The organism is Bacteroidota bacterium, assembly GCA_018692315.1.
Lineage (GTDB): Bacteria > Bacteroidota > Bacteroidia > Bacteroidales > JABHKC01 > JABHKC01.
This window is the reverse complement of sequence record JABHKC010000023.1, coordinates 53,803-75,140: the sequence shown is the minus strand read 5'-3', so window position 1 is coordinate 75,140 and position 21,338 is coordinate 53,803. Positions and strand designations below refer to the sequence as shown.

At 32.9% G+C, this 21,338-nt stretch carries 16 protein-coding genes; 11 read left to right on the top strand and 5 right to left on the bottom strand.

Translation table 11 applies throughout. The features are described from left to right. Nucleotides 1–391 precede the first annotated feature (391 nt). A complete protein-coding gene (locus HN894_01945) occupies nucleotides 392–550 on the top strand; it encodes a hypothetical protein (protein ID MBT7142071.1) in 159 nt (52 codons plus the stop codon). A 260-nt stretch (nucleotides 551–810) separates the two neighbouring features. On the opposite strand, the gene HN894_01940 is transcribed toward HN894_01945, so the two are convergent. After that, entirely contained in the window at nucleotides 811–1,647 is an 837-nt protein-coding gene (locus HN894_01940; protein ID MBT7142070.1) for a DUF2971 domain-containing protein, read from the bottom strand. A gap of 456 nt (nucleotides 1,648–2,103) precedes the next feature. On the opposite strand from HN894_01940, the gene fumC reads away from it, so the two are divergent. The 3 genes from fumC (at nucleotide 2,104) to HN894_01925 (ending at nucleotide 7,929) form a co-directional block, all read left to right on the top strand. Continuing rightward, the gene (gene fumC / locus HN894_01935) at nucleotides 2,104–3,495 is read left to right on the top strand and encodes a class II fumarate hydratase (GenBank protein ID MBT7142069.1); all 1,392 of its coding nucleotides are present in this window, start codon (nucleotides 2,104–2,106) and stop codon (nucleotides 3,493–3,495) included. Nucleotides 3,496–3,552: 57 nt separating this feature from the next. After that, nucleotides 3,553–5,508 (top strand): DNA primase, encoded by a 1,956-nt coding sequence (locus HN894_01930; protein ID MBT7142068.1) that lies wholly within the window; start codon nucleotides 3,553–3,555, stop codon nucleotides 5,506–5,508. Nucleotides 5,509–5,580: 72 nt separating this feature from the next. Further along, nucleotides 5,581–7,929, top strand: a complete 2,349-nt coding sequence (locus tag HN894_01925; protein MBT7142067.1) for a tandem-95 repeat protein — start codon at nucleotides 5,581–5,583, stop codon at nucleotides 7,927–7,929. Between the two features lie 82 nt (nucleotides 7,930–8,011). On the opposite strand, the gene HN894_01920 is transcribed toward HN894_01925, so the two are convergent. After that, on the bottom strand, nucleotides 8,012–9,268 hold the full coding sequence (locus HN894_01920) for a M56 family metallopeptidase (protein ID MBT7142066.1): 1,257 nt from the start codon (nucleotides 9,266–9,268) through the stop codon (nucleotides 8,012–8,014). A 4-nt stretch (nucleotides 9,269–9,272) separates the two neighbouring features. After that, nucleotides 9,273–9,647 (bottom strand): BlaI/MecI/CopY family transcriptional regulator, encoded by a 375-nt coding sequence (locus HN894_01915; GenBank protein MBT7142065.1) that lies wholly within the window; start codon nucleotides 9,645–9,647, stop codon nucleotides 9,273–9,275. Nucleotides 9,648–9,918: 271 nt separating this feature from the next. Here HN894_01915 and HN894_01910 point away from each other — a divergent pair, with 271 nt between their 5' ends. The 3 genes from HN894_01910 to HN894_01900 all read left to right on the top strand — a co-directional run bounded on the left by HN894_01910 (nucleotide 9,919) and on the right by HN894_01900 (nucleotide 13,989). After that, nucleotides 9,919–12,015 (top strand): T9SS type A sorting domain-containing protein, encoded by a 2,097-nt coding sequence (locus HN894_01910; protein MBT7142064.1) that lies wholly within the window; start codon nucleotides 9,919–9,921, stop codon nucleotides 12,013–12,015. A 27-nt stretch (nucleotides 12,016–12,042) separates the two neighbouring features. Next, nucleotides 12,043–12,657, top strand: coding sequence for a deoxynucleoside kinase (locus HN894_01905; protein ID MBT7142063.1), 615 nt, complete (start codon nucleotides 12,043–12,045; stop codon nucleotides 12,655–12,657). Nucleotides 12,658–12,729: 72 nt separating this feature from the next. Then, nucleotides 12,730–13,989, top strand: a complete 1,260-nt coding sequence (locus HN894_01900) for an FtsX-like permease family protein (protein ID MBT7142062.1) — start codon at nucleotides 12,730–12,732, stop codon at nucleotides 13,987–13,989. Nucleotides 13,990–14,280: 291 nt separating this feature from the next. On the opposite strand, the gene HN894_01895 is transcribed toward HN894_01900, so the two are convergent. Next, on the bottom strand, nucleotides 14,281–14,781 hold the full coding sequence (locus HN894_01895; protein MBT7142061.1) for a hypothetical protein: 501 nt from the start codon (nucleotides 14,779–14,781) through the stop codon (nucleotides 14,281–14,283). A 297-nt stretch (nucleotides 14,782–15,078) separates the two neighbouring features. Between HN894_01895 and HN894_01890 the strand changes: the two genes are divergently transcribed. Next, a complete protein-coding gene (locus tag HN894_01890; GenBank protein MBT7142060.1) occupies nucleotides 15,079–15,411 on the top strand; it encodes a hypothetical protein in 333 nt (110 codons plus the stop codon). A 263-nt stretch (nucleotides 15,412–15,674) separates the two neighbouring features. Here the strand turns inward: HN894_01890 and HN894_01885 are convergent, their stop codons facing one another. Then, entirely contained in the window at nucleotides 15,675–17,354 is a 1,680-nt protein-coding gene (locus HN894_01885) for a DEAD/DEAH box helicase (GenBank protein ID MBT7142059.1), read from the bottom strand. 160 nt (nucleotides 17,355–17,514) lie between these two features. On the opposite strand from HN894_01885, the gene HN894_01880 reads away from it, so the two are divergent. The 3 genes from HN894_01880 to HN894_01870 all read left to right on the top strand — a co-directional run bounded on the left by HN894_01880 (nucleotide 17,515) and on the right by HN894_01870 (nucleotide 21,335). Beyond that, nucleotides 17,515–19,470: a TetM/TetW/TetO/TetS family tetracycline resistance ribosomal protection protein gene (locus HN894_01880; protein ID MBT7142058.1), complete on the top strand. Its 1,956-nt coding sequence runs from the start codon at nucleotides 17,515–17,517 to the stop codon at nucleotides 19,468–19,470. A 67-nt stretch (nucleotides 19,471–19,537) separates the two neighbouring features. Further along, complete coding sequence (locus HN894_01875) at nucleotides 19,538–20,476, top strand: aldo/keto reductase (GenBank protein ID MBT7142057.1); 939 nt, start codon at nucleotides 19,538–19,540, stop codon at nucleotides 20,474–20,476. A gap of 88 nt (nucleotides 20,477–20,564) precedes the next feature. Then, the gene (locus tag HN894_01870) at nucleotides 20,565–21,335 is read left to right on the top strand and encodes an SDR family oxidoreductase (GenBank protein ID MBT7142056.1); all 771 of its coding nucleotides are present in this window, start codon (nucleotides 20,565–20,567) and stop codon (nucleotides 21,333–21,335) included. The last annotated feature ends 3 nt before the right edge of the window (nucleotides 21,336–21,338 follow it).

Here is a 21,338-nt window from a genome sequence, read left to right as displayed (position 1 = left end):
TGTTAACTTTGCAACTTGAAATTTAGTTCGTTGAAAATATTGAAATTACAAAATCCGTAGTACCCGAAAAACGAATCCTATGAACGTAATATGCTCATATGTAGGCAGATATAAAATATTGTTCTCAACTTGGGTTAAAATTATGAAACAACGCAGGAGTTTGCATTTTTAGAAATACCCTTAATAACGATAAAGACTGTATTGTTATTAGCCTCCCTCTTCTCAAATGTATGTAAATCATAAAGATATAAAATGTGGTTGTATTTTTAATGAAACAAAGCATTGTTATTACTTTCCAGCCAATAAAGTAATTGGGAAAAATGGATTTTCTTTTCGAAAGAACACATTTATATATTTTAGTCAATTGAAAGAATTCTCTACAGAGAAAATTATGCAGAAATATATTGACACTCAAAAAATTGAACATTTAGATACAATAAAAACTGACGAATACAAAGCACTTGTCTATTGTGCATATAAAGGGAATCAAGTAACTAAGCGAATTAAACTAATGCTGGAAAAATATTTAGAAGAAATGTATAAAACATGATATTGAAAAAATATTGCCAATGTGAAAACAAAAAAAGCCTGCATTTTTGCAGGCTTTTTTTCTATTACAAAATACTAAAATTTGGCAAAGTTGAAACAAATACAAAACAAATTTGGTGCAAAATGTGCCTTCGAGAACCTCAGCCACCCGGCACTCATTGTCTGAAGTTCTTGCTGTTGACTTAGGTTCTCTAAGGCAATGCCCTCATTCTGCTGCAAGTTTAAAACATTCGAGCAACAATAGCTTAGCATAAGAATTGCTTAAATTGAGATAAAGCTATCCAAATCAGAACCTTTTTTAATATCAAATTTTAGGTCCGAATTATCCCAAAGAATTCTCACTATAGGTACTTTATAATCTATTGCATATTTGTAAAAAGTTTTCGTTTGATAACTTGATAGATTACTGGATATAACAATACCCAAAAGGCAATCTTTTATAGAAAGATAGCAATCTTTTTTTGAATATTTGATAATCCTGAATTCATCTTCGTTTATATAGTCTCTATGTTTCTTGAAAGCATTAGTATTCATATATTCTTTAAAATTAACAACATAATCCTCTGTGTTCCAACATCCTAAAAAGGCTTCTTCAATTTTAACATTAATTCCTGGATGCAGGTCAATATACCGTAGATATTTGACTTTACTTGCATGATCTATATCTGCATTTTTATCTGATAAAACAGTTTGATTAAATGCCAGACAAACACCATTGTATCTATCTCCATATTGATCCCACATTCTAGGTTTTAAAAACCCATAATACTCATGTGGCCTTATTTGGTAATATTCATATTTTTTTTCATCCTTGTTAACACAAAAGCATATCTGTTTTAAACTCTCTTCTTTTTCTTTAGAAGCTGTAATAATTTTGTCTATTTTTTCATGGTCTATATTTTTTGTATTAAAATCTTTTCTACTTGAACAAACAATATAGTTAATTTCACTATTCTCAATTGGATCTGCTGACTTTTTCCTTGGCGACAATTTTAATCGTTCATCAGCAAGAATGTATTCTAATGCAGTAGATGCTTCAGTATAGTGATATAAAACATTTTGGCCTTTAAATTCATTAGGAATATTGTCTATATACATATTACAATATTTTAGATGTTTGATTTCGAATATTACATAATATTCGGAATAAAAATAATATTAAAAACCAAAATTAAATAATATTTAAATATTTCAAAATATTGATAAAAAAATCGAACATTTTCTAATCTTGTAAATAACAGTAAAACAAGGATATAAGATTTCAAACAGTTATTTTAAGATACTTTCCATCGGTTTTTAAATTTGCATATATCATTCAACTGAAAACCACAGCCCCCCAACCACTATGCCCCAAATCAATTACATTTCAGTTTTGTCAAACACCAATATCCAATAAAGTAATAATAGCACAATAATAGTCATGAAATTCTCTTAATACATTTTAAAAATTCCGATAATTATCATGAATAAATTGAGATTTCAAATCAAGTAATTCATAGGCATATTTGTATTCAAAACAACTATCTTTGCCAAAAGATTTTTTAAAATAATGATATGAAATATAGAGTAGAAAAAGACACTATGGGCGAGGTTCAAGTACCTGCCGAAAAATATTGGGGTGCACAAACTCAACGCTCAAAAGAGAATTTTAAGATTGGTGGAAACACCATGCCTATAGAAATTGTCAAGGCATTTGGCTATTTGAAAAAATCGGCAGCCTGGACAAATCATGAACTTGGCGTTTTGCCTAAAGAAAAGGCTGAGCTCATTTCTGCAGTTTGCGATGAAATTATTGCTGGAAAATTAGATGACCAATTTCCGCTTGTAGTTTGGCAAACAGGTTCGGGAACTCAGTCGAATATGAATGTAAATGAAGTTGTATCAAACAGAGCACATGTTCTGAAAGGAGGAAAACTTGGCGAAGGGAAAAATTTTATTCATCCGAACGATGATGTAAACAAATCGCAATCGTCGAACGACACTTTCCCCACGGCAATGCACATTGCAGCATATAAAATGTTACTGGAAACTACGATTCCGGGAATAGAGCTTTTAAGAAATACCCTTGCCGGGAAATCGGAAGCATTCAAAGATGTTGTAAAAATTGGAAGAACACATTGGATGGATGCAACACCTTTAACTTTAGGACAGGAATTTTCGGGTTATGTTTCCCAATTAGATCATGGACTAAAAGCTATTAAAAATACATTGGCGCACCTCACTGAGCTTGCTCTGGGCGGAACTGCCGTTGGAACGGGAATTAATACACCGGCAGGATATGCCGATTTGGTTGCAAAAAAAATAGCGGATTTTACCGAATTTCCTTTTGTTTCGGCAGAGAATAAATTTGAATCGCTGGCAGCTCACGATGCAATAGTTGAGGCTTCAGGAGCATTAAAAACTGTTGCTACAAGTTTAATGAAAATTGCCAACGATATTCGTTTGATGGCTTCGGGCCCAAGAAGTGGAATTGGTGAAATTATTATTCCGGCAAACGAGCCCGGCTCATCTATTATGCCCGGAAAAGTTAATCCTACGCAAGTTGAAGCGCTGACAATGGTTTGTGCTCAGGTAATTGGTAACGATGCAGCAATTACAGTTGGAGGAATGAACGGACATTTCGAGCTGAATGTTTTCAAACCTGTGATGATTTATAACTTTTTGCAAGCTGCACGTTTGATTGGCGATGCTTGTGTTTCCTTCAATAATAATTGTGCAATTGGAATTGAGCCTAATAGTGATGTGATTAAACAAAATCTTGAAAATTCTCTTATGTTGGTAACAGCACTAAATCCTCATATTGGTTATGAAAAAGCTGCAAAAATTGCCAAAAAAGCTCATGCAGAAAATACAACTCTTCGCAAAGCTGCATTAGACTTAGGTTTTCTTAGCGATGATGAATTTACCAAATGGGTAGATCCGAAAAAAATGATTGGCAGCCTTTAATAATTGAATATTGATTATTGACAATCAAAAATAGGCAATCAAAAATATAAAATAGAAATGATAGACAACTCCACAGCCACCCGAATTTTTGAAACTGCCAACATCGTTGAGGTGGTTCAAGATTTTGTTAACTTAAAAAAAAGAGGAGTTAACTATTTAGGACTGTGCCCGTTTCATAACGAAAAAACTCCATCTTTTACCGTTTCGCCAGCAAAAAATATTTTTAAATGCTTTGGTTGTGGAAAAGGTGGAAATTCTGTTCATTTTATCAGAGAACACGAAAATGTTGATTATTGGGATGCTCTCAGATATTTGGCGAAAAAATATCATATCGAAATTGTTGAGAGAGAAATCACAAGGGAAGAAATTGAAGAAAAAAACAAAAAAGAAAGCCTTCAAATAATTACTTCTTTTGCACAAAAATATTTTACAGCAAACCTCACAGAAACAAGCGAGGGTAAAACAATTGGTCTTAAATATTTGATTGAAAGAGGTTTCAATGAAAATGTGATTGAAAAATTTCAATTAGGTTATAGTCTTGATAAAAAAGACGATTTTGCTAAAACAGCGGTCTCCAAGGGTTATAAAATTGATTTGTTAGAAAAATCGGGACTTGTCATAAGAAAAGAAAATTGGCAAGCCGATAGATTCAGAGACCGTGTTATTTTTCCTATTCACAGTTTATCGGGGACAATTTTGGGTTTTGGTGGCAGAATTTTGCGAAGCGATAAAAAAAGTGCTAAATACATAAACTCGCCTGAAACAGAATTATATTCTAAAAGCAAAGTTCTTTATGGAATATTTCAGGCAAAAAAATCGATGATTCAGGAGAATAAATGCTATTTGGTTGAAGGTTATACAGATGTAATTTCGCTGCATCAGGCAGGAATCGAAAATGTTGTGGCTTCGTCGGGCACATCGCTTACTAACGATCAAATTCGCCTTATAAAACGTTTTACGCCAAATATCACAATACTGTATGATGGAGACGAAGCCGGAATTAAAGCCTCGCTTCGCGGAATAAATATGATTCTTGAACAAGGATTAAATACGAAAGTTTTACTTTTCCCGGAAGGCGAAGATCCCGATTCTTTTGTGCAAAACAAAAGTTCATCGGTAATTGAAAAATATATTGCTGAAAACGAAAAAGATTTTATTCTTTTCAAAACCAATTTGTTGCTTAAAGGAAACGAAAACGATCCTTTGAAAGTAGCCGGATTGATCGATAATATAGTTCAATCAATAGCCGTTATTCCTGCCAGAATCACCCGTTCGGTATATATTAAGGAGTGTAGCACTCTTTTAGATGTTAAGGAAGAATTATTGTATGCCGAGGTTAACAAACATATTCGGCGACAAGCAAATTCTAAAATTGCACCTATTAGGGAATCTGATGTTGTAAGAAGAAAAACAACATCTCCATCGCAATTGCAATCGCAAATTGAGGATGGCTATGAAACTATTGAGAAAAAAATCATAACATTGCTTTTTAAATATGGCAACAATACATTCTCGATAAATTCGAATTCCGAAAACGATGAGAAAATTTCAATCAGTGTTGCACAATTTATTATCGATGAAATTACTAAGGATGACCTGATTTTTAAGAATACTTTATACAATTTTGTTTTTAATGAAATTAAACTTAATTATTCTAAAAACCAGCAAATTAATGAGAAGTATTTTATCAATCATCAAGATGCAAAGATAAATTCTTTAGTTGCTGAAATTTTAAGTACACAACATAGCCTGAGCGATTTCTGGCAAAAACGTTCGGGACTATATATTGCTACCGAAGAGATGAACCTCAATGTCGAAATTCCTGAAACTATCCTAACCTACAAAATTAAGAAAGTGAACGAAATGATAAACGATGTTCAGAAACAAGGAATTGAGGCACAAAACAAAAATAAGGTTGAGGAAATAATTGTAATTCAACAAAAAATAGTTCAGCTAATTACCCTTCGCAAAGAACTTGCAAACGATATTAAAGAGAGAATTGTTTTGAAGTGATTTTAATTTTGATTAAAGGGGAAATTTTATATTTTTGTCATAATTTGTTTAATTTTGAAATGAATACTGATTATGAGACACAAAATTATACTTTTTCTTGTCCCCTTTCTTTTTCCTTTTCTATCTTTTGCACATCTTGTAGTGGATTTTGAATCAAGTTTGAAAAATCAATCCATGATTGTTCCGGATTCACAACTAGTAATATTCACAACTGGATGGAGTATAGTTTCCACTTTTATTGATCCTGACCAATCTTCTATGGATTCAATATTTGCATCAATAATTCAAAATATCTCAATTGTGAAGAATGATGATGGCTTGGTATTTTGGCCTACATATAATGTGAATCAGATAGGTAATCATATGATTGGCGAAGGCTATCAGATTAAAACATTGCAGGCAGATACTCTAATAGTTTTTGGGTCTCGTATAAATCCGCAAACTACATCTGTTTTTATTAGCCAGGGCTGGAATATCATAGCCTATTTTCTCGATTATCAAAAATCTATTGAATTAGCCTTAAATCCAATACTTGTAAATGTTATAATGGTAAAAAGTGGGAATGGGTTGATTTTTTGGCCTCAATATGGCGTGAACAATATTGTAAATATGCAGGAGGGGCAAGGATACCATATTAAAATGACACTTGCTGATACATTATTTTATTGGATAAACACTCCACCAAGTGCAATTGATGATTATCAAGTAATGAATGAAGATGAAACAGCAATTGTAAACGTAACAGGAAACGATGTCGATGCAGAAGGAAATATAGATCCGGGAAGCGTTGAAACAACAGGATTACAACAACCAAGCCATGGAGATGTAACATTCATTGACCCTGTAACAGGCGAAATGACCTATGTACCTAATGCAAACTACTCAGGACCAGACCAATTCGAATACAGAGTAACAGATAGTTTAGGACTTTCAGACACTGCAATAGTATTTATGAGTATACAAAATGTGAATGATGCACCAATAGCAAATAATGATTTTGCAACAGTTCTATATAACTCAACAACAAGCATCCCAATAACAACAAACGACACAGACATAGACGGAAGTATAGTGCCAAACTTAACAGAAATAACACAAGCGCCAGTATTTGGAACAGCAATTCCAGACGGAAACGGAAACGTTGACTATACAACACCAAGCGGATTCAGCGGAGTAGACAGCCTAGAATGCGTAATCTGGGACGATGGCAACCCAAGCCTATCAGACACATCAATGCTATACATAACAGTAGAACCACAAATAAACAATCCACCAACAGCAAATAATGATCAAGCAACAACACCTTATCAAACAGCAGTAACAATAAACTTATTATTAAACGACTATGATTCAGATGGCAATTTAGTACCAAACTCAGTAACAATCACACAAGCACCAAGCAACGGTGCAATCACAAACATAAACCCTACAACAGGCGAAGCAACATACCTGCCAAACAATGGATTTACAGGAACAGATAATTTCCAATACTCAGTATCAGATAATGGCAACCCAATAGAAACAGATAGTGCAGATGTGAGTGTGAATGTACAAAATCCGACTAACACACAAGTAACATTCATATTCAAATCAGCAAGTGAAGATACAACATTAATAAACGGAACAAGCACTTTACATCATAAGAAAAACGGTTTATCCAGCTATTCAACACTTACAAGTGCAAATGGAACAATAACAGTTACAATGGATCCAGGATCAACATATGAAATATATGGAAGCCACAGCGGAGATATTGAAAGTTTTTATGGAGTAGCTTCATTCTACACATTCCTAAAAAGACCAGGACAATTAGAAGCATTTGAACAAAGAGCAGTTGATGACCAAAGTTCACCAGTTATAATTCAAACCAATGATACAATATTTGTTTATAATTTAATGAATGATTTTCCGTTGACAAACATGATGAGTTATGCATCATACACTTCAATGGGAAATACAGGTACAAGAAAGTTCAGTACAGCAGATGCAAATGCAACAGCTTGGTGGGATGTAGCATTAGGAGATTCAATAACTGCAACTCAACAATTATGGTTTGATGAATTAAAAGCAGATTTAACAAGCATACCACACTGTTATTTAACTATGCCATTTGAAGAAAGCAGCACAGAACCAACAACACCACATTTATGGATGCAGAAAAAATTAGGAAATCCAAGTCCAGGAGTTAATTCAACAATTTATAATCCTCAAACACATGAGATTACAGAAGCAAGAGCAAGATGGCCACCTGGAATGACTGAAGGCACATTTAAAATAGAAGTAACTCAAGCATTACATAATTTAAATGATGTTGGAGGAGTAGATCCTGCAGTATTAAACCCTGGAACTTATACTCTTAATACCACTGGTAGAAAAATTCTTTCAGTATTATATTTAGCCCAAGCTAAAACTAAATTCTAAAAAAAAGAAGCTATATCTCAAACAAAAAATGGAAGCCCAATTCAAAGCTTCCATTTTTTATTTTTTTACTTAATAAGCAAAACTATTTTTCTTTATCAGAAAGTTTAAAATCTATAGGAATTGTAAACTCAACATCTACAGCTTTTCCATTTTGTTTTCCGGGTTTCCATTTTGGCATAGAATTTATAACTCTCAATGCCTCTCTGTCTATAATCTCATTTACCCCTCTGGATATTTTCACTTTCGTAATATTACCATTTTTATCCACAACAAATTTTACGTAAACTTTCCCTACAATTCCTTTTTTTCTTGCAATTTCGGGATAGACTACATTTGTAGCAATAAATTTTCGTAATGCTTTGGCTCCGCCTGAAAATTCCGGCATTACATCTACTTTCGTATAAACTTCATTTCCTTTAGATTGTTTAGACTCACTTTTTAAGACAATTTTCTCTTGCTTTTCCTGAGAATAAGCTTTCTTTGGTGCAGTCGAAAAAGCAAGCATTAGCATAAAAATCATTGGAATGGCAAAAAATACTTTAAATTTTGCCAAACTCGAACTTCTTGGTTTAGTCATCATAATAATTCTCCTTTTGATTAGTGATTTGTTAAAAAAATTAGTTAATAAATTGAATTGTGTACCAACAACTTTCGAAAGTAAAAGTTCCTGATAGCTGTACATATTACTGTTTTTTATTACATTATCGTCGGCAAGATATTCATGAACCTCTTTTATTGAATTTTTGTATAAATAAATTATCGGATTAAACCATATTATTATTGACAATACTTCAATGAAAATTGCATCAATAGTATGTTTTTGATTGACATGAACCAATTCGTGTGATAAAATTTTCTGAGCATCTTCGCTTTTTGTGTCAGAATTGTTCAAGAAAATTATATTGAAAAATGAGAAATTCAGATATTCAGAATTTGTAAAAACTAATTTAAGTCCATTCGATTTTACTACTTGAAATTTGCTGATCATCTTATAAATTCTGTAAAATTGATATAGAAATTTCGTTGTATAAAAAGTTACTCCAATTAAATATATATAAAGTAAAATATTCGACAATTGGAAATGAACCGGCAACAAGTTCTCAATTTTATTATCTGCAAATTCAACAGTATCAAGCAAATACGAGATAGAGTTTTGAGAAACTGTCTGTGCAAATTCAAATTTCGCAAAAGGAATTAATAATGAGATAACTGCAGATATTAACAAATAATATCTGTTGAGTCGAAAAAATGTCTCATTTTTCAAAAGAATGAAATAAATCAAATATAAACACGCAAAACTAAGGAACGACTGAAAAATATATTGAAATATTGAATCCATAATTTTATGATTTTTGTTTTTGAATATGATTATTTATAATTTTTTGAATTTCCTCTAATTCGTTGATATTTAGCTTTGATTCGTTGGCAAAAAATGAAACCATTTGTTTATACGAATTGCTAAAATAGCTCTTAACAAACGAACCGAGATACTCTTTTGAATATTCTTTTTTGCTGATCAATGGAAAATATTCGTGAGTTTTTCCATAAGCCTTATAGCCAACAACGCCTTTTCTTTCTAAAATCCTGACTATTGTTGAAATTGTATTATAAGCTGGTTTTGGTTTTGGGAGTTTTTCAATTATGTCTTTCACAAAACCTTTTTCTATTTCCCAAAGAATTTGCATCACTTGTTCCTCTGCTTTTGTAAGTTCCTTCATATTTTCAAAAAATCAATTTTAATTTCTGCACAAAAGTATAACTAAATGTTTAGTTACAAAACTATTTTGTTAGTTTATTATTGTATTCTTATCGAAAAAAAATAAAAAAATTATATAAACTACCGTATATATCTAATATATAACAATATATGCAAATGAATATTGAATTTTATGTAATAATATTTTTTGAATTTTAGACGAACTAAAAATTAATTGATAAATTTGTCATAATATAAAATGTAGGAATGTTCTTGTCTTTTAGATATATGCTATGAAAAAATATATATTGTCTTTGCTTACTTTTCTTGTTTTCGGATTAATTCAGGCACAAGTTATTCCTGATGTTTTCGATTTAAGAAATTTCAATACTACAAATTTTGTTACATCGGTAAAAAGTCAGGAAGGGGGAACATGTTGGACACATGGTGCTATGGCTGCAATTGAAGGAAATCTGATGATATCGGGCGTTTGGGAGGCAGTAGGAGATACTGGCGAGCCAAATCTTGCCGAATATCATTTAGACTGGTGGAATGGTTTCAACGATTTCCAAAACGATGACATTTATCCTTCAACTGGCGGGCTGACAGTTCATTTCGGTGGAGATTATCGTGTAACTTCTGCATATTTGTCGCGTGGAGAAGGTGCAGTACGCGAAATTGATGGACAGTCGTACAATAATCCACCTGAACGATTTGACTCTACTTTTCATATATATTATCCACGAGAAATTGAATGGTTTTCGATGGATTCAAACTTGAATAATATTGTTTTGATAAAAACAAAAATTATGACCGAAGGAGTTATGGGCACTTGTATGTGCTACAATGGAGGTTTCATCAATAACGATTTTATTCATTATCAACCAAGTTCATCCCAATTAGAACCCAACCATGCAATAGCAATAATTGGTTGGAACGATACACTTGTTACTCAAGCACCAAATCCGGGAGCATGGTTGTGCAAAAATAGTTGGGGAGAAGCCTGGGGAAACGATGGATATTTTTGGATTTCCTACTACGATAAACATGCAGTGCATCATCCCGAAATGGGAGCAATTTCTTTTCAGGAAGTTGAATTGTATAATTATAAAAAAATATATTACCACGATTATCATGGATGGCGGGCAACAAAAACTACTGTAAGCGAGGCTTTTAATGCTTTTACAGCAGATTCTCAGGAGGCTATTAAGTCAATAAGCTTTTTCACTGCACAAGATAACGTAGATTATGTTGCAATAGTTTATGGAAATTTTCAAACCGAACTTAGCGATACTTTGTCGTTAGATAGCGGCCTCATTGAGCATACAGGATTTCATACAATTGATATAAGTTCAGTTGTTATATTAAATCCCGGACAAGAATTTTATGTTTATGTGAAATTTTCCAATGGAGGACATCCTTACGATCAAACATCAGATGTTCCGGTTTTGTTGGGCTCATCGCAAAGAGTTATTGTTGAATCCAGGGCTGAAGCTAACGAAAGTTACTATCGTTCAGCTAGTCAGTGGAAAGATTTATTTGAAATTGACGAAACAGCCAATTTTTGTATAAAAGCTCTCACTGTAGATCCTTTGCCAACACAAGCTGCAACACCATCAGGTGCAACTCATTTTTGCCAAAATCCAGATAACTTTATTTATGAAACTGCCGGTTCTTTTAACGCTACCGACTATATTTGGGAACTAATTCCTTCAACTGCCGGAACAATTTTCGGATTTGGACCTGAAGCAACAATCGATTGGGATAACCTTTTCACAGGAACTGCTGAAATTTACGTAAAAGGTATCAATTCAGTTGGCGAAGGAAACATTTCCGATCCTTTGATAGTTGAAATTTCTGCTGTTCCGCAAATTAATTTAGGTAGCGATACAATTCTTTGTTTGACAGAAAGTGTTATACTTAATGCTGAAAATGCAGGAGCTTCTTATGTTTGGTCAAATTCAACAGGCCTAGAAATTTCATTCGATCAATATTTAACTATCGATTCGAATGTTTTTGGTCTAGGAACAGAAACCTTTTTTGTAACTGTTGTAGATTCAAACGGCTGTGAAAATTCTGATGAAATAACTATCACTTTTGAACTTTGCCTTGGAATTTCAAATTCAAATCAGAATTTCGATTTCCAAATATTTCCAAATATTAATAATGGAATATTCAATATAAACTTTTCAGGTTTTGAAGGTCAAACTCAAATTTCAATTTTTAATTTGTATGGGGAAATAGTATATCAGGAAGAGTTGCTTGGTTCAAAAAATGAGTTATTGAAAACAATAAATGTGTCGTTTGTATCAAATGGAGTTTATATTTTACACATTACCAACAAACAAAAACTATTTTCAAAAAAACTAATAATTTCAAACCCTTTCTAATTTTATAAAATTTAATAATAAGAAATTATGCACGTAGCAATTGCAGGAAATATAGGTTCGGGAAAAACAACATTAACCCGATTGTTAGCAAAACATTACAAATGGGAAGCTCACTTCGAAGACGTAGAAGAAAATCCATATTTGACAGATTTTTACGACGATATGAAACGGTGGTCTTTCAATTTGCAAATCTATTTTTTAAATAGCAGATTCAATCAAATTTTGGAAATTCGCCAAAAAGGAAAGGTCGTTGTTCAAGATAGAACTATATATGAAGATGCTTATATTTTTGCCCCAAATCTTCATTCAATGGGACTGATGCACACTCGTGATTTCGAGAATTACCAATCATTGTTCAAAATGATGGTTTCGCTAATTCAAGCCCCCGATTTATTAATTTATTTGCGTGCAAGTATTCCAACATTAGTAAATCAAATTCAGAAACGAGGCAGAGACTACGAAAACACATTGAGATTAGACTATCTGAAAAGATTAAATGAAAGATACGAAGCCTGGATAGAAGGATACAATTTAGGAAAAGTCTTGATTGTTGATGCTAATCATACAGATTACTTTAATAAGCCTGAAGATTTGAGAGGTGTAATTGATAAAATTGAAGCGGAATTGTATGGGCTATTCTGAAATGTTAAATGCTAATTTACTTGAACTAACAAAAATTTCAGCACAATATTTATCTCAATAAATCATAAATATATGGTAAACAGATTTTTACTATTCGAGAATATTAAAATTGCTTTTCAATCAATTAGGTCGAACTTGCTTAGAACAATTTTAACAATATGTATTATTGCTGTAGGAATTACTGCCCTTGTTGGGATTCTTACTACTATCGATGCAATGAAATTTATGCTAAGCAATCAGTTTGCAAGCATGGGCACCAATACTTTTTCTATTGAAAAGCGATACACATATTATCAAGGAAATACGAATCAAAAACAAAAAACAAAAAAATCGAGATCGTATTTATATATCTCATATAAAGATGCAATTCGATTTAAATCTGAATACAATTTTCCATCTAATGTTTCGATTTATACATGGGCATCTTATGTTGCAACCGTAAAATATGAGTCGAAAAAAACCGATCCAAATATCCGGGTAAATGGCACCGATGAAAACTATATTCAAACTGCTGGCAGAGAAATTTGGTTGGGTAGAAATTTTACTGTTCAAGACATTGAGATGAATAGGAATGTTACAATTATTGGCAGCGAATTGGCAAGAAATATTTTTGGGAAAAATACAGATCCACTCGATAAGATTATTACAATTGGAAACGGCAAATATAAAGTAATAGGTGTTTTGACAGAGAAGGGCAGTACTTTTGGAGGAAATGAAGATAAAATTTGCCTACTACCTATCACTAATGTAAGGCAATATTTTTCGAGGCCAAACATGGATTTCACTATCAAAGTAGCTCCGAAAAATGAAAAGTTACTGGATATTGCAGTCGGTGAAGCCAGAGGATGTTTCAGAAAAATTAGAAAACTTGAGCTTGACGAGGAAGATAATTTCAGAATTGAAAAAATGGATCAATTGCTCAACACCTTTTTTGAGGATGTAAAATTTATTACTCTTTCGGCAACTATAATTGGAGTAATTACTCTGCTTGGAGCAGTAATTGGCTTGATGAATATTATGCTGGTTTCGGTATCGGAACGCACACGCGAAATTGGCACCAGAAAAGCAATTGGAGCAAAATCGGTTACCATTAAGCAACAGTTTTTGCTTGAAGCAATAATAATTGGTCAGCTTGGAGGAATATTTGGAATAATCTTAGGAATAGTCGCAGGAAATATTGTAACTATGCTTATGGATAGTAATTTTTATATCCCGTGGGTTTGGATAAGTTTTGGAATTGCAATATGCTTTATTGTAGGCATTTTATCTGGTTATATCCCGGCTGTAAAAGCATCTAAATTAGATCCGATAAATGCCTTACGATATGAATAGTTATCATTGGATAGATATAAGTTATTGAAAAAACTCTGAGAATTGATTTAGAAAAACATTCGGTATTATTCACTTTGCGTGCCTTTGTTCTTTCTTTAAGTAGCTTTGTGAAATAACTATAACACAAAGAAACACGGAGGAAACACAAAGTTGCACAGAGAAAAGTGTAAACTGCTTTTGATTATTAACGAAAGATGCTCAACATTTAAGACAGTATTATCAATTTTCAATTTATTGATGAATTGAATATTGAAAATTGCTGATCACAGACTTAAGCCTGTCAGCCAAATCCTACTTTTTAGAAACAGCTTTTAAAGTTCCTAATCTACTAATTCCATCTTTTTTATATTTTCCTTCGTCTGGAATTCTATGATCTGTAATATATGTGGCAACTGCATCGAAAGTTTTGCCGTCCGAAGCTCTATAAATTCTCCATTTAAACTTTTCGCCTTTTGCAAAACCATTGTTTTGACCTTCTTTGGTGCCCCATGCAGCAGTAGCAGTGGTTTTGGCTTCCCACATAACTCCATTTCTGTCGTTTATATCTCCGCTACCTTTACCAGTGCCACCTGCATTTTCTAAAACTATTTTTCCATCTTTTGTCTTTTTTTCATAGAAAACAGAAATATAATCACCTTTCGAGATAAGCTTGCCATCAATTGTGATTTTTGTTGTTTCATGAACCAAAATAGTATGGTTTTCGCCGGTATTTACAAATTTCCAGTTTGGTTGAGCCACTAATTGAACAAGCGAAATGCCAAGTATGCAGAATGTCAAAAATAGTTTATTCATAATTTTAAATTTAAATAAAAAATATAACTAATAATAATCTTGATTATTGTTTCCAAAAAACTTCAAAATAAATCAATTTATCCGATTTTGACAAAAGTGAATGAGTTTTTCTGAAAATGATAGAATTTCTTTTATATTCTTTTATATTCTTTTATATTGTTGTCCGGTAAAAAATAGGTAAGATAGTTGTAAAAAACTATCTCACCTAATTATCTTTGCTCAATTACCACAAAGAGCAAATTATATGAACAACGTACAATTTTTACCGGACAGCCAATCTTTGGACAAATCCTTCAAATGATAAAACGAGGGCAAATCGAAACTTTGTTCAAACAACTTAAACAAAACTTTCCTTTAAAATATTTTCTGGGAGACAATGTAAACGCTATTGAAATACAAATATGGGTTAGCATGATTGCAAATCTATTACTAAGTGTAATAAAATCAAGACTTAAACGAAATTGGTCTTTCTCAAATATTGCATCTATTGTCAGGCAACATTTGATGAATTATATCAATATCTATAAATTCCTGAATGACCCTGAAAAGGCATGGGTAAGTATTGTAGAAAAAAAGAGGGCTGAATATCGAAATAGTTTATTCCCTGAATTGGAAGGGGCTTACTTTTGACAATACAAAAAATAGAATTTGATTATCATATAGTTAAATGAAAAATAATAACAAAAATTGATTTAACCGGACAACAATAATTTCAAAGATACAAAATGAAAGCAATTCACAACTCGTGTACATTTACTGAATATGCTTTTTCCACTGTGTTCAATATTTCAAAGATAAAAAAAGCAATTCAAAAGCTAACTATAAACTTCTCTCACTCCAAGCAACAATGAGCTTAAAAATGCCCTTATTAAGTTCGGAATATAAACAAACTTCTATTTCTTCTTACGTTTAGTTTTCCATTTATTATTATCAATTTTTTCAGCAATTTCAATTCTTACACTACGACCTTTATATTTTGCATCATGAAAAGAGTTTAATACTTTTTTAGTATGTTTTTCTCCTACTTCGAAAAATGAAAAACTATCTTTAATATCTATCGAACCTACATTAATATCTCTATCTTTGGTATAATCGTTAATCATTCCGATAATATTTTTGGGCTCAACTTTATCTTTTTTCCCTACATTTATAAAAAATCTGGAAAAACCGCTACTTCCTCTTCTATTGCTCCTATCTCCACGGCCTCCACCATCTTTTTTATCTCTTTTTTCTGCCTTGCCTTCTGCTTTTTTGTTGAGGTCTGGAGCGTTTTTATAGTAATCTAAAAATCGATTAAATTCGAGTGAAACAAAACGTTTGATGATTTGTTCTTTAGTCAGCCATTCCAGCTTTTTGTTGACAGTATCCATAAATTGGGCTATCTGATCTTCATCAACCACTACATTCTCCATTCGATCTATCAACTTAAAAAGTTGTTTTTTACATATTTCTGCTCCGGTCGGAACAAGTAGTCTTTCGAATTTCTTTTGAACAATTTTTTCTATAGTCGGAATTTTAGTTACTTCTCTATAATTCACTATTGCAATAGAAACCCCCGATTTCCCGGCACGACCGGTACGCCCACTTCTGTGAGTATATGTTTCGAGCTCGTCAGGCAAATTGTAGTTGATAATGTGAGAAATGTCCTGTACATCAATTCCACGGGCGGCAACATCTGTTGCTACTAACATTTGTAAGGTTTTTTCTCTGAAACGTTTCATAACATGATCTCGCTGAGCTTGCGAAAGATCGCCATGAAGAGCATCGGCATTATAACCGTCTTTTATCAGCTTTTCGGCAACTTCTTTGGTTTCAGCTCTCGTGCGGCAAAATACAATTCCGTAAATATTTGGGTTAATATCTGCAATTCGTTTGAGTGCTATATAACGGTCGCGGGCATGAACCTGATAAAATACATGACGGACATTTTCGGCACCGGCATTTTGTTTTCCAACAGTAATTTCGACAGGGCTGTCCATAAAGTTTTTGGCTATACGAGCCACTTCTTTTGGCATAGTTGCCGAAAAAAGTAAAGTCCTTTTAAAAGCAGGAGTTTTTTCCAAAATCCCATTTAATTCATCTCGAAATCCCATGTCTAACATTTCGTCTGCCTCATCTAAAACTACAGTATCAATGTTATTAATTTTTGCAACTCTTCGCTTAATTAAATCTAACATTCTGCCAGGAGTAGCAACAATTATGTGTGCTCCTTTTTTAAGCGCTCTCATTTGAGTTTCGATACTTGCTCCACCATAAACCGACACTATTTCAATGCCTTTTACATGTTTCGAATAATTTTGTAAATCCTTAGAAATCTGGATACAAAGTTCTCGTGTAGGCGATAATATCAAAGCCTGAACGGATTTATTCTCAATATCAATTTGCTCAATAATTGGCAAACCAAAAGCGGCAGTTTTTCCTGTGCCGGTTTGCGCAAGGCCAACAATGTCGCTTTCTGTTTCAAAAAAAATTGGGATTACTTGTTCTTGTATAGGTGTAGGATTAACAAATCCCAGCTCATCAAGACCTTTCAAAAGGTTGGGTTTGAAACCCATTTCATTAAATTTCAACATATTATCATTTCCAAATTTGGGCGGCAAAAGTATATATATTAATTATAATGAAGAAATTTATTTTCAGCGAATTTCAAAAATCACATGGGTATAGATTTTACGAACAATGAAAATAAAATTTCTATTGTAGAGTATGATTTAAAGTTTTTAACTTTGCTCGGTGAGGAAAAATATAATAAATATAGGCATTTTAGCCCATGTTGATGCAGGAAAGACAACTATTGCAGAGAGTTTTCTTTATAAAGCTGGAGCCATAAAAAGCCCCGGAAGTGTTGATAATGGAACATCCCAAACAGATTTTCTCGATATTGAGAAAGAGCGAGGTATATCAGTGAAGTCTGCAGTTGCCAATTTAAGATGGCAAAATTCAAATATAAACTTAATAGATACTCCTGGACATATTGATTTTTCTGCAGAAGTGGAACGATCAATCAGAGTTTTAGATTTGGCAATACTTGTTGTTTCGGCAGTTGAAGGTGTTCAGGCACATACCGAAAATATATGGATGGCACTAAAGCAGCACAATATTCCAACGATTTTTTTCATTAATAAAATTGACAGAATAGGAGCTGATACAGAAGAAGTTATACAAGAAATCAAACAAGATTTATGTTCTGACATTGCTGTTTTGCAGAAAGCTGTCGATGAAGGTGATGCAAAAGCTAATGTTTTAAATTGTTGGAAAGATACTGAAATTGATGAAAATGTATTGGAAATTATTGCAAATAATGACGATGAAATTTTAGAGAGCTATATTTCAGAAGCGGACATAAGTTTTGATGAATTGAACAACTCATTGATTAAGGCTGTTAAAGGATTTAAGATATTTCCTGTGTTGATGGGAGTTGCAAAAAGTCAAATTGGAATTGAAGAATTATTGAACGCTGTTGTTAAATATACACCTACGTCGGAAATAAATGATGAAAATAATCTATCTGCTGTAGTTTTTAGGATCGATCATGATAAGAAATTAGGCAAAATTGTTGGGCTAAGGATTTTTAGCGGACAAATATCAAATAAAGATGAAATCTTTAATAGTTCGCAAGATAAGCTTGAAAAAGTTAATCAGCTTAAAAGATATGCATCAGGAGGATATAAGGATATATCTATTGGTTTTGCCGGCGATGTGCTTGCATTAACAGGATTGAATGATGCAAAGCTGGGAGATACTTTAGGTAAAAAGTCCAATTTTCAGAAAGAAGTTAAGTTAAATAGTCCACTGCTGACAGTTCAAGTGAAAGCCATAAATGAAAATGATTATGCAAAACTCGCAGAGGCACTAAGAATTCTTGATGCAGAAGATCCTGCACTACAATTTGAATGGCTGAAAGAAGATAAGGAATTAAATCTTCAAATTATGGGGTGGATACAGATTGAAGTACTTGAGAGAGTTTTAGAAAACAGATTTAATGTTAAAGCAAAATTTGAAGATCCCACCGTTATTTACAAAGAATCGCCTAAAAATAATGCTGTCGGATTTGCAAGATATTGGATGCCAAAACCATGCTGGGCAATTATAAAACTTCAAATTGAACCCGGAGAGCCAAATAGCGGACTTGTTTATGAGTCAAAACTTAGTGTTGACGATGTTCACAGAAAATATCAAAATGAAGTAGAAAGAACAATTCCGCAAGCCTTGAAGCAGGGGCCAAAAGGATGGGAAGTAACAGATTTAAAAATTACACTTATTGAGGGGGAAGATCATGAAGTCCATTCTCGCCCGGGCGATTTTATTGTAGCTACACCGATGGCAATAATGAATGGTTTGATAAATAGTGGAACAAAATTTTTGGAGCCATATATTTGGTTTAAAATTACCGCTCCTGAGGGGCTTTTAGGTGCAATATCAAGCGATATAATTCAAATGAGAGGAAGTTTTGAAAGCCCTGATATTAATGATGGTAAATTCTCTTTTGAGGGATTTGTGCCTGTTGCTACATCAATGGATTTTCCAATTAGGCTAAGTTCAAGGTCGGGAGGGAAAGCTAAAATTAAAACCCGTTTTCATTCTTACAAAGAGTGTAGCGATGAACATGGTGTTCATAGAGAATATAAAGGAATTAGCCCATTAGATGAAGCAAAATATATTTTGAAAGCGAGGAGGGCATTGCAGTAGGGTTTTACGTTTTAACAAATGAATTTTATTAGCGTACCAATATTTTAATCTTAAAAAAATGACAATAATGAAATATAATAGATACATAAATGATGTACCGAAAGTTTCCGAAATTGGTCTTGGTGCATGGCAGTTAGGCATAAATTCGGGATGGAAAAGTATGACTGAAAAAGAAGCTATATACATGGTACATAAATCTATTGAATTAGGAGTCAATTTTTTCGATACTGCTCCAGTTTATGGTCTTGGTACCGGAGAATTAAGGCTCGGAAAAGCTTTGAAAATTTATGACAGGTCTAAAATAGTAATCAATACAAAATTCGGTCGTAGCGAAAAGGGAGAAATTAACTTTAATTCAAATAACATTCGTGAATCTTTAGAAGGGAGCTTAAAAAGATTGCAAGTTGACTATATTGATTCAATCATAATACACAGTCCGCCAATTGAATACCTTGATGGCAACGACAATGACCATTATGAAATTCTGGAAAAATTGATGGACGAAGGAAAAATAAAAGCTTATGGAGCATCTTTGGATACCTTCGAGGAAATGAAACTTTTAATAAAAACTACAAATTCAAAAGTTATAGAAGCTTTCTTCAATATTTTTCATCAGGATGCAGCAAGAGCCTTCGATTTAGCAAAAAAACAAGATGTCGGTATTATTGCGAAAATCCCTCTCGATTCCGGATGGCTTTCAGGCAAATATAATTCTGATAGTACATTCGATGATATTAGAAAACGATGGTCGAGAAAGGATATTAAAATAAGAGCTGATTTGACGGAAAAAGTAAAAAATATAATCAAGCAAAATAATCTTGCACAAACAGCCATTTCTTTTTGTCTGGCGTATGATGCTGTATCTACTGTTATTCCGGGGAATATCACAATTGAACAGTTAGATAGTAATTTGGAGAGCATTAAAAATCCAATTTCTAAAGAACTCGTTAAAAAGTTAGAGGATTTTTATAAAAATGAAGTGAAGCATCTTAATCTTCCATGGTAAATTCAAAACCATATCTGCTTTTTAGTTGTTGAATTGAAAACTTGATATTTTGTTTGATTTTCGTATATTTAGATTTTTATTTAAATATATGAATTATACTTTGATAACTGGAGCATCAAGTGGAATAGGTTATGAATTAGCATTTCAATTTGCAAAAAATGGTCATAATTTAATTCTTGTTGCCAGACAGTATCAAAAATTATTGCAATTGGCTGAAATTCTAAAAGCTGACTATAATGTTGAAACAGTTCTAATTTCGCAGGATTTAAGCCATCCTAATGCAGCCGATGCAATTTTTGGCTTAGTCAGTGAAAAGGGAATTCATGTTAACTATCTTGTCAATAATGCTGGTTTCTATGTGAAAGGAGCCTTTGTTGAAACATTGTGGGAGAAGGAACATGAACTTGTACAATTGCAGTGCCTAAATCATACTAAGATTACAAAGTTGTTACTGCCGCAGATGTGCAAATCTAAAAAAGGCGGAATTCTCAATATTTGCTCAACCGGTTCTTTTGTACCTGGCCCTAATAATGCTATTTATTGTGCAGCTAAAAGCTTTGTCCTGAGTTTTTCGGAAGCTATTGCCGAGGAGGTGGCAGAATTTGGAATTGCAGTTACAGCCTTATGCCCGAGCGGGACGAAAACAAATTTTCAGAATTTTGATGATAGGAAAGAGTCAGTTTTATTTCCAATTATGAAAGCTTCTGAAGTAGCAAAAATTGGATACAATTCATTGATGAAGGGCAAAAGAGTTGTTGTGCCAGGAATGAGTAATAAGCTGCAAGTGTTTCTTGTTAGATTTTTGCCAAGAAAGCTGGTAGTAAAATTAACAAGCATTTTGGTAAAAAATGGTAAGTAAAAT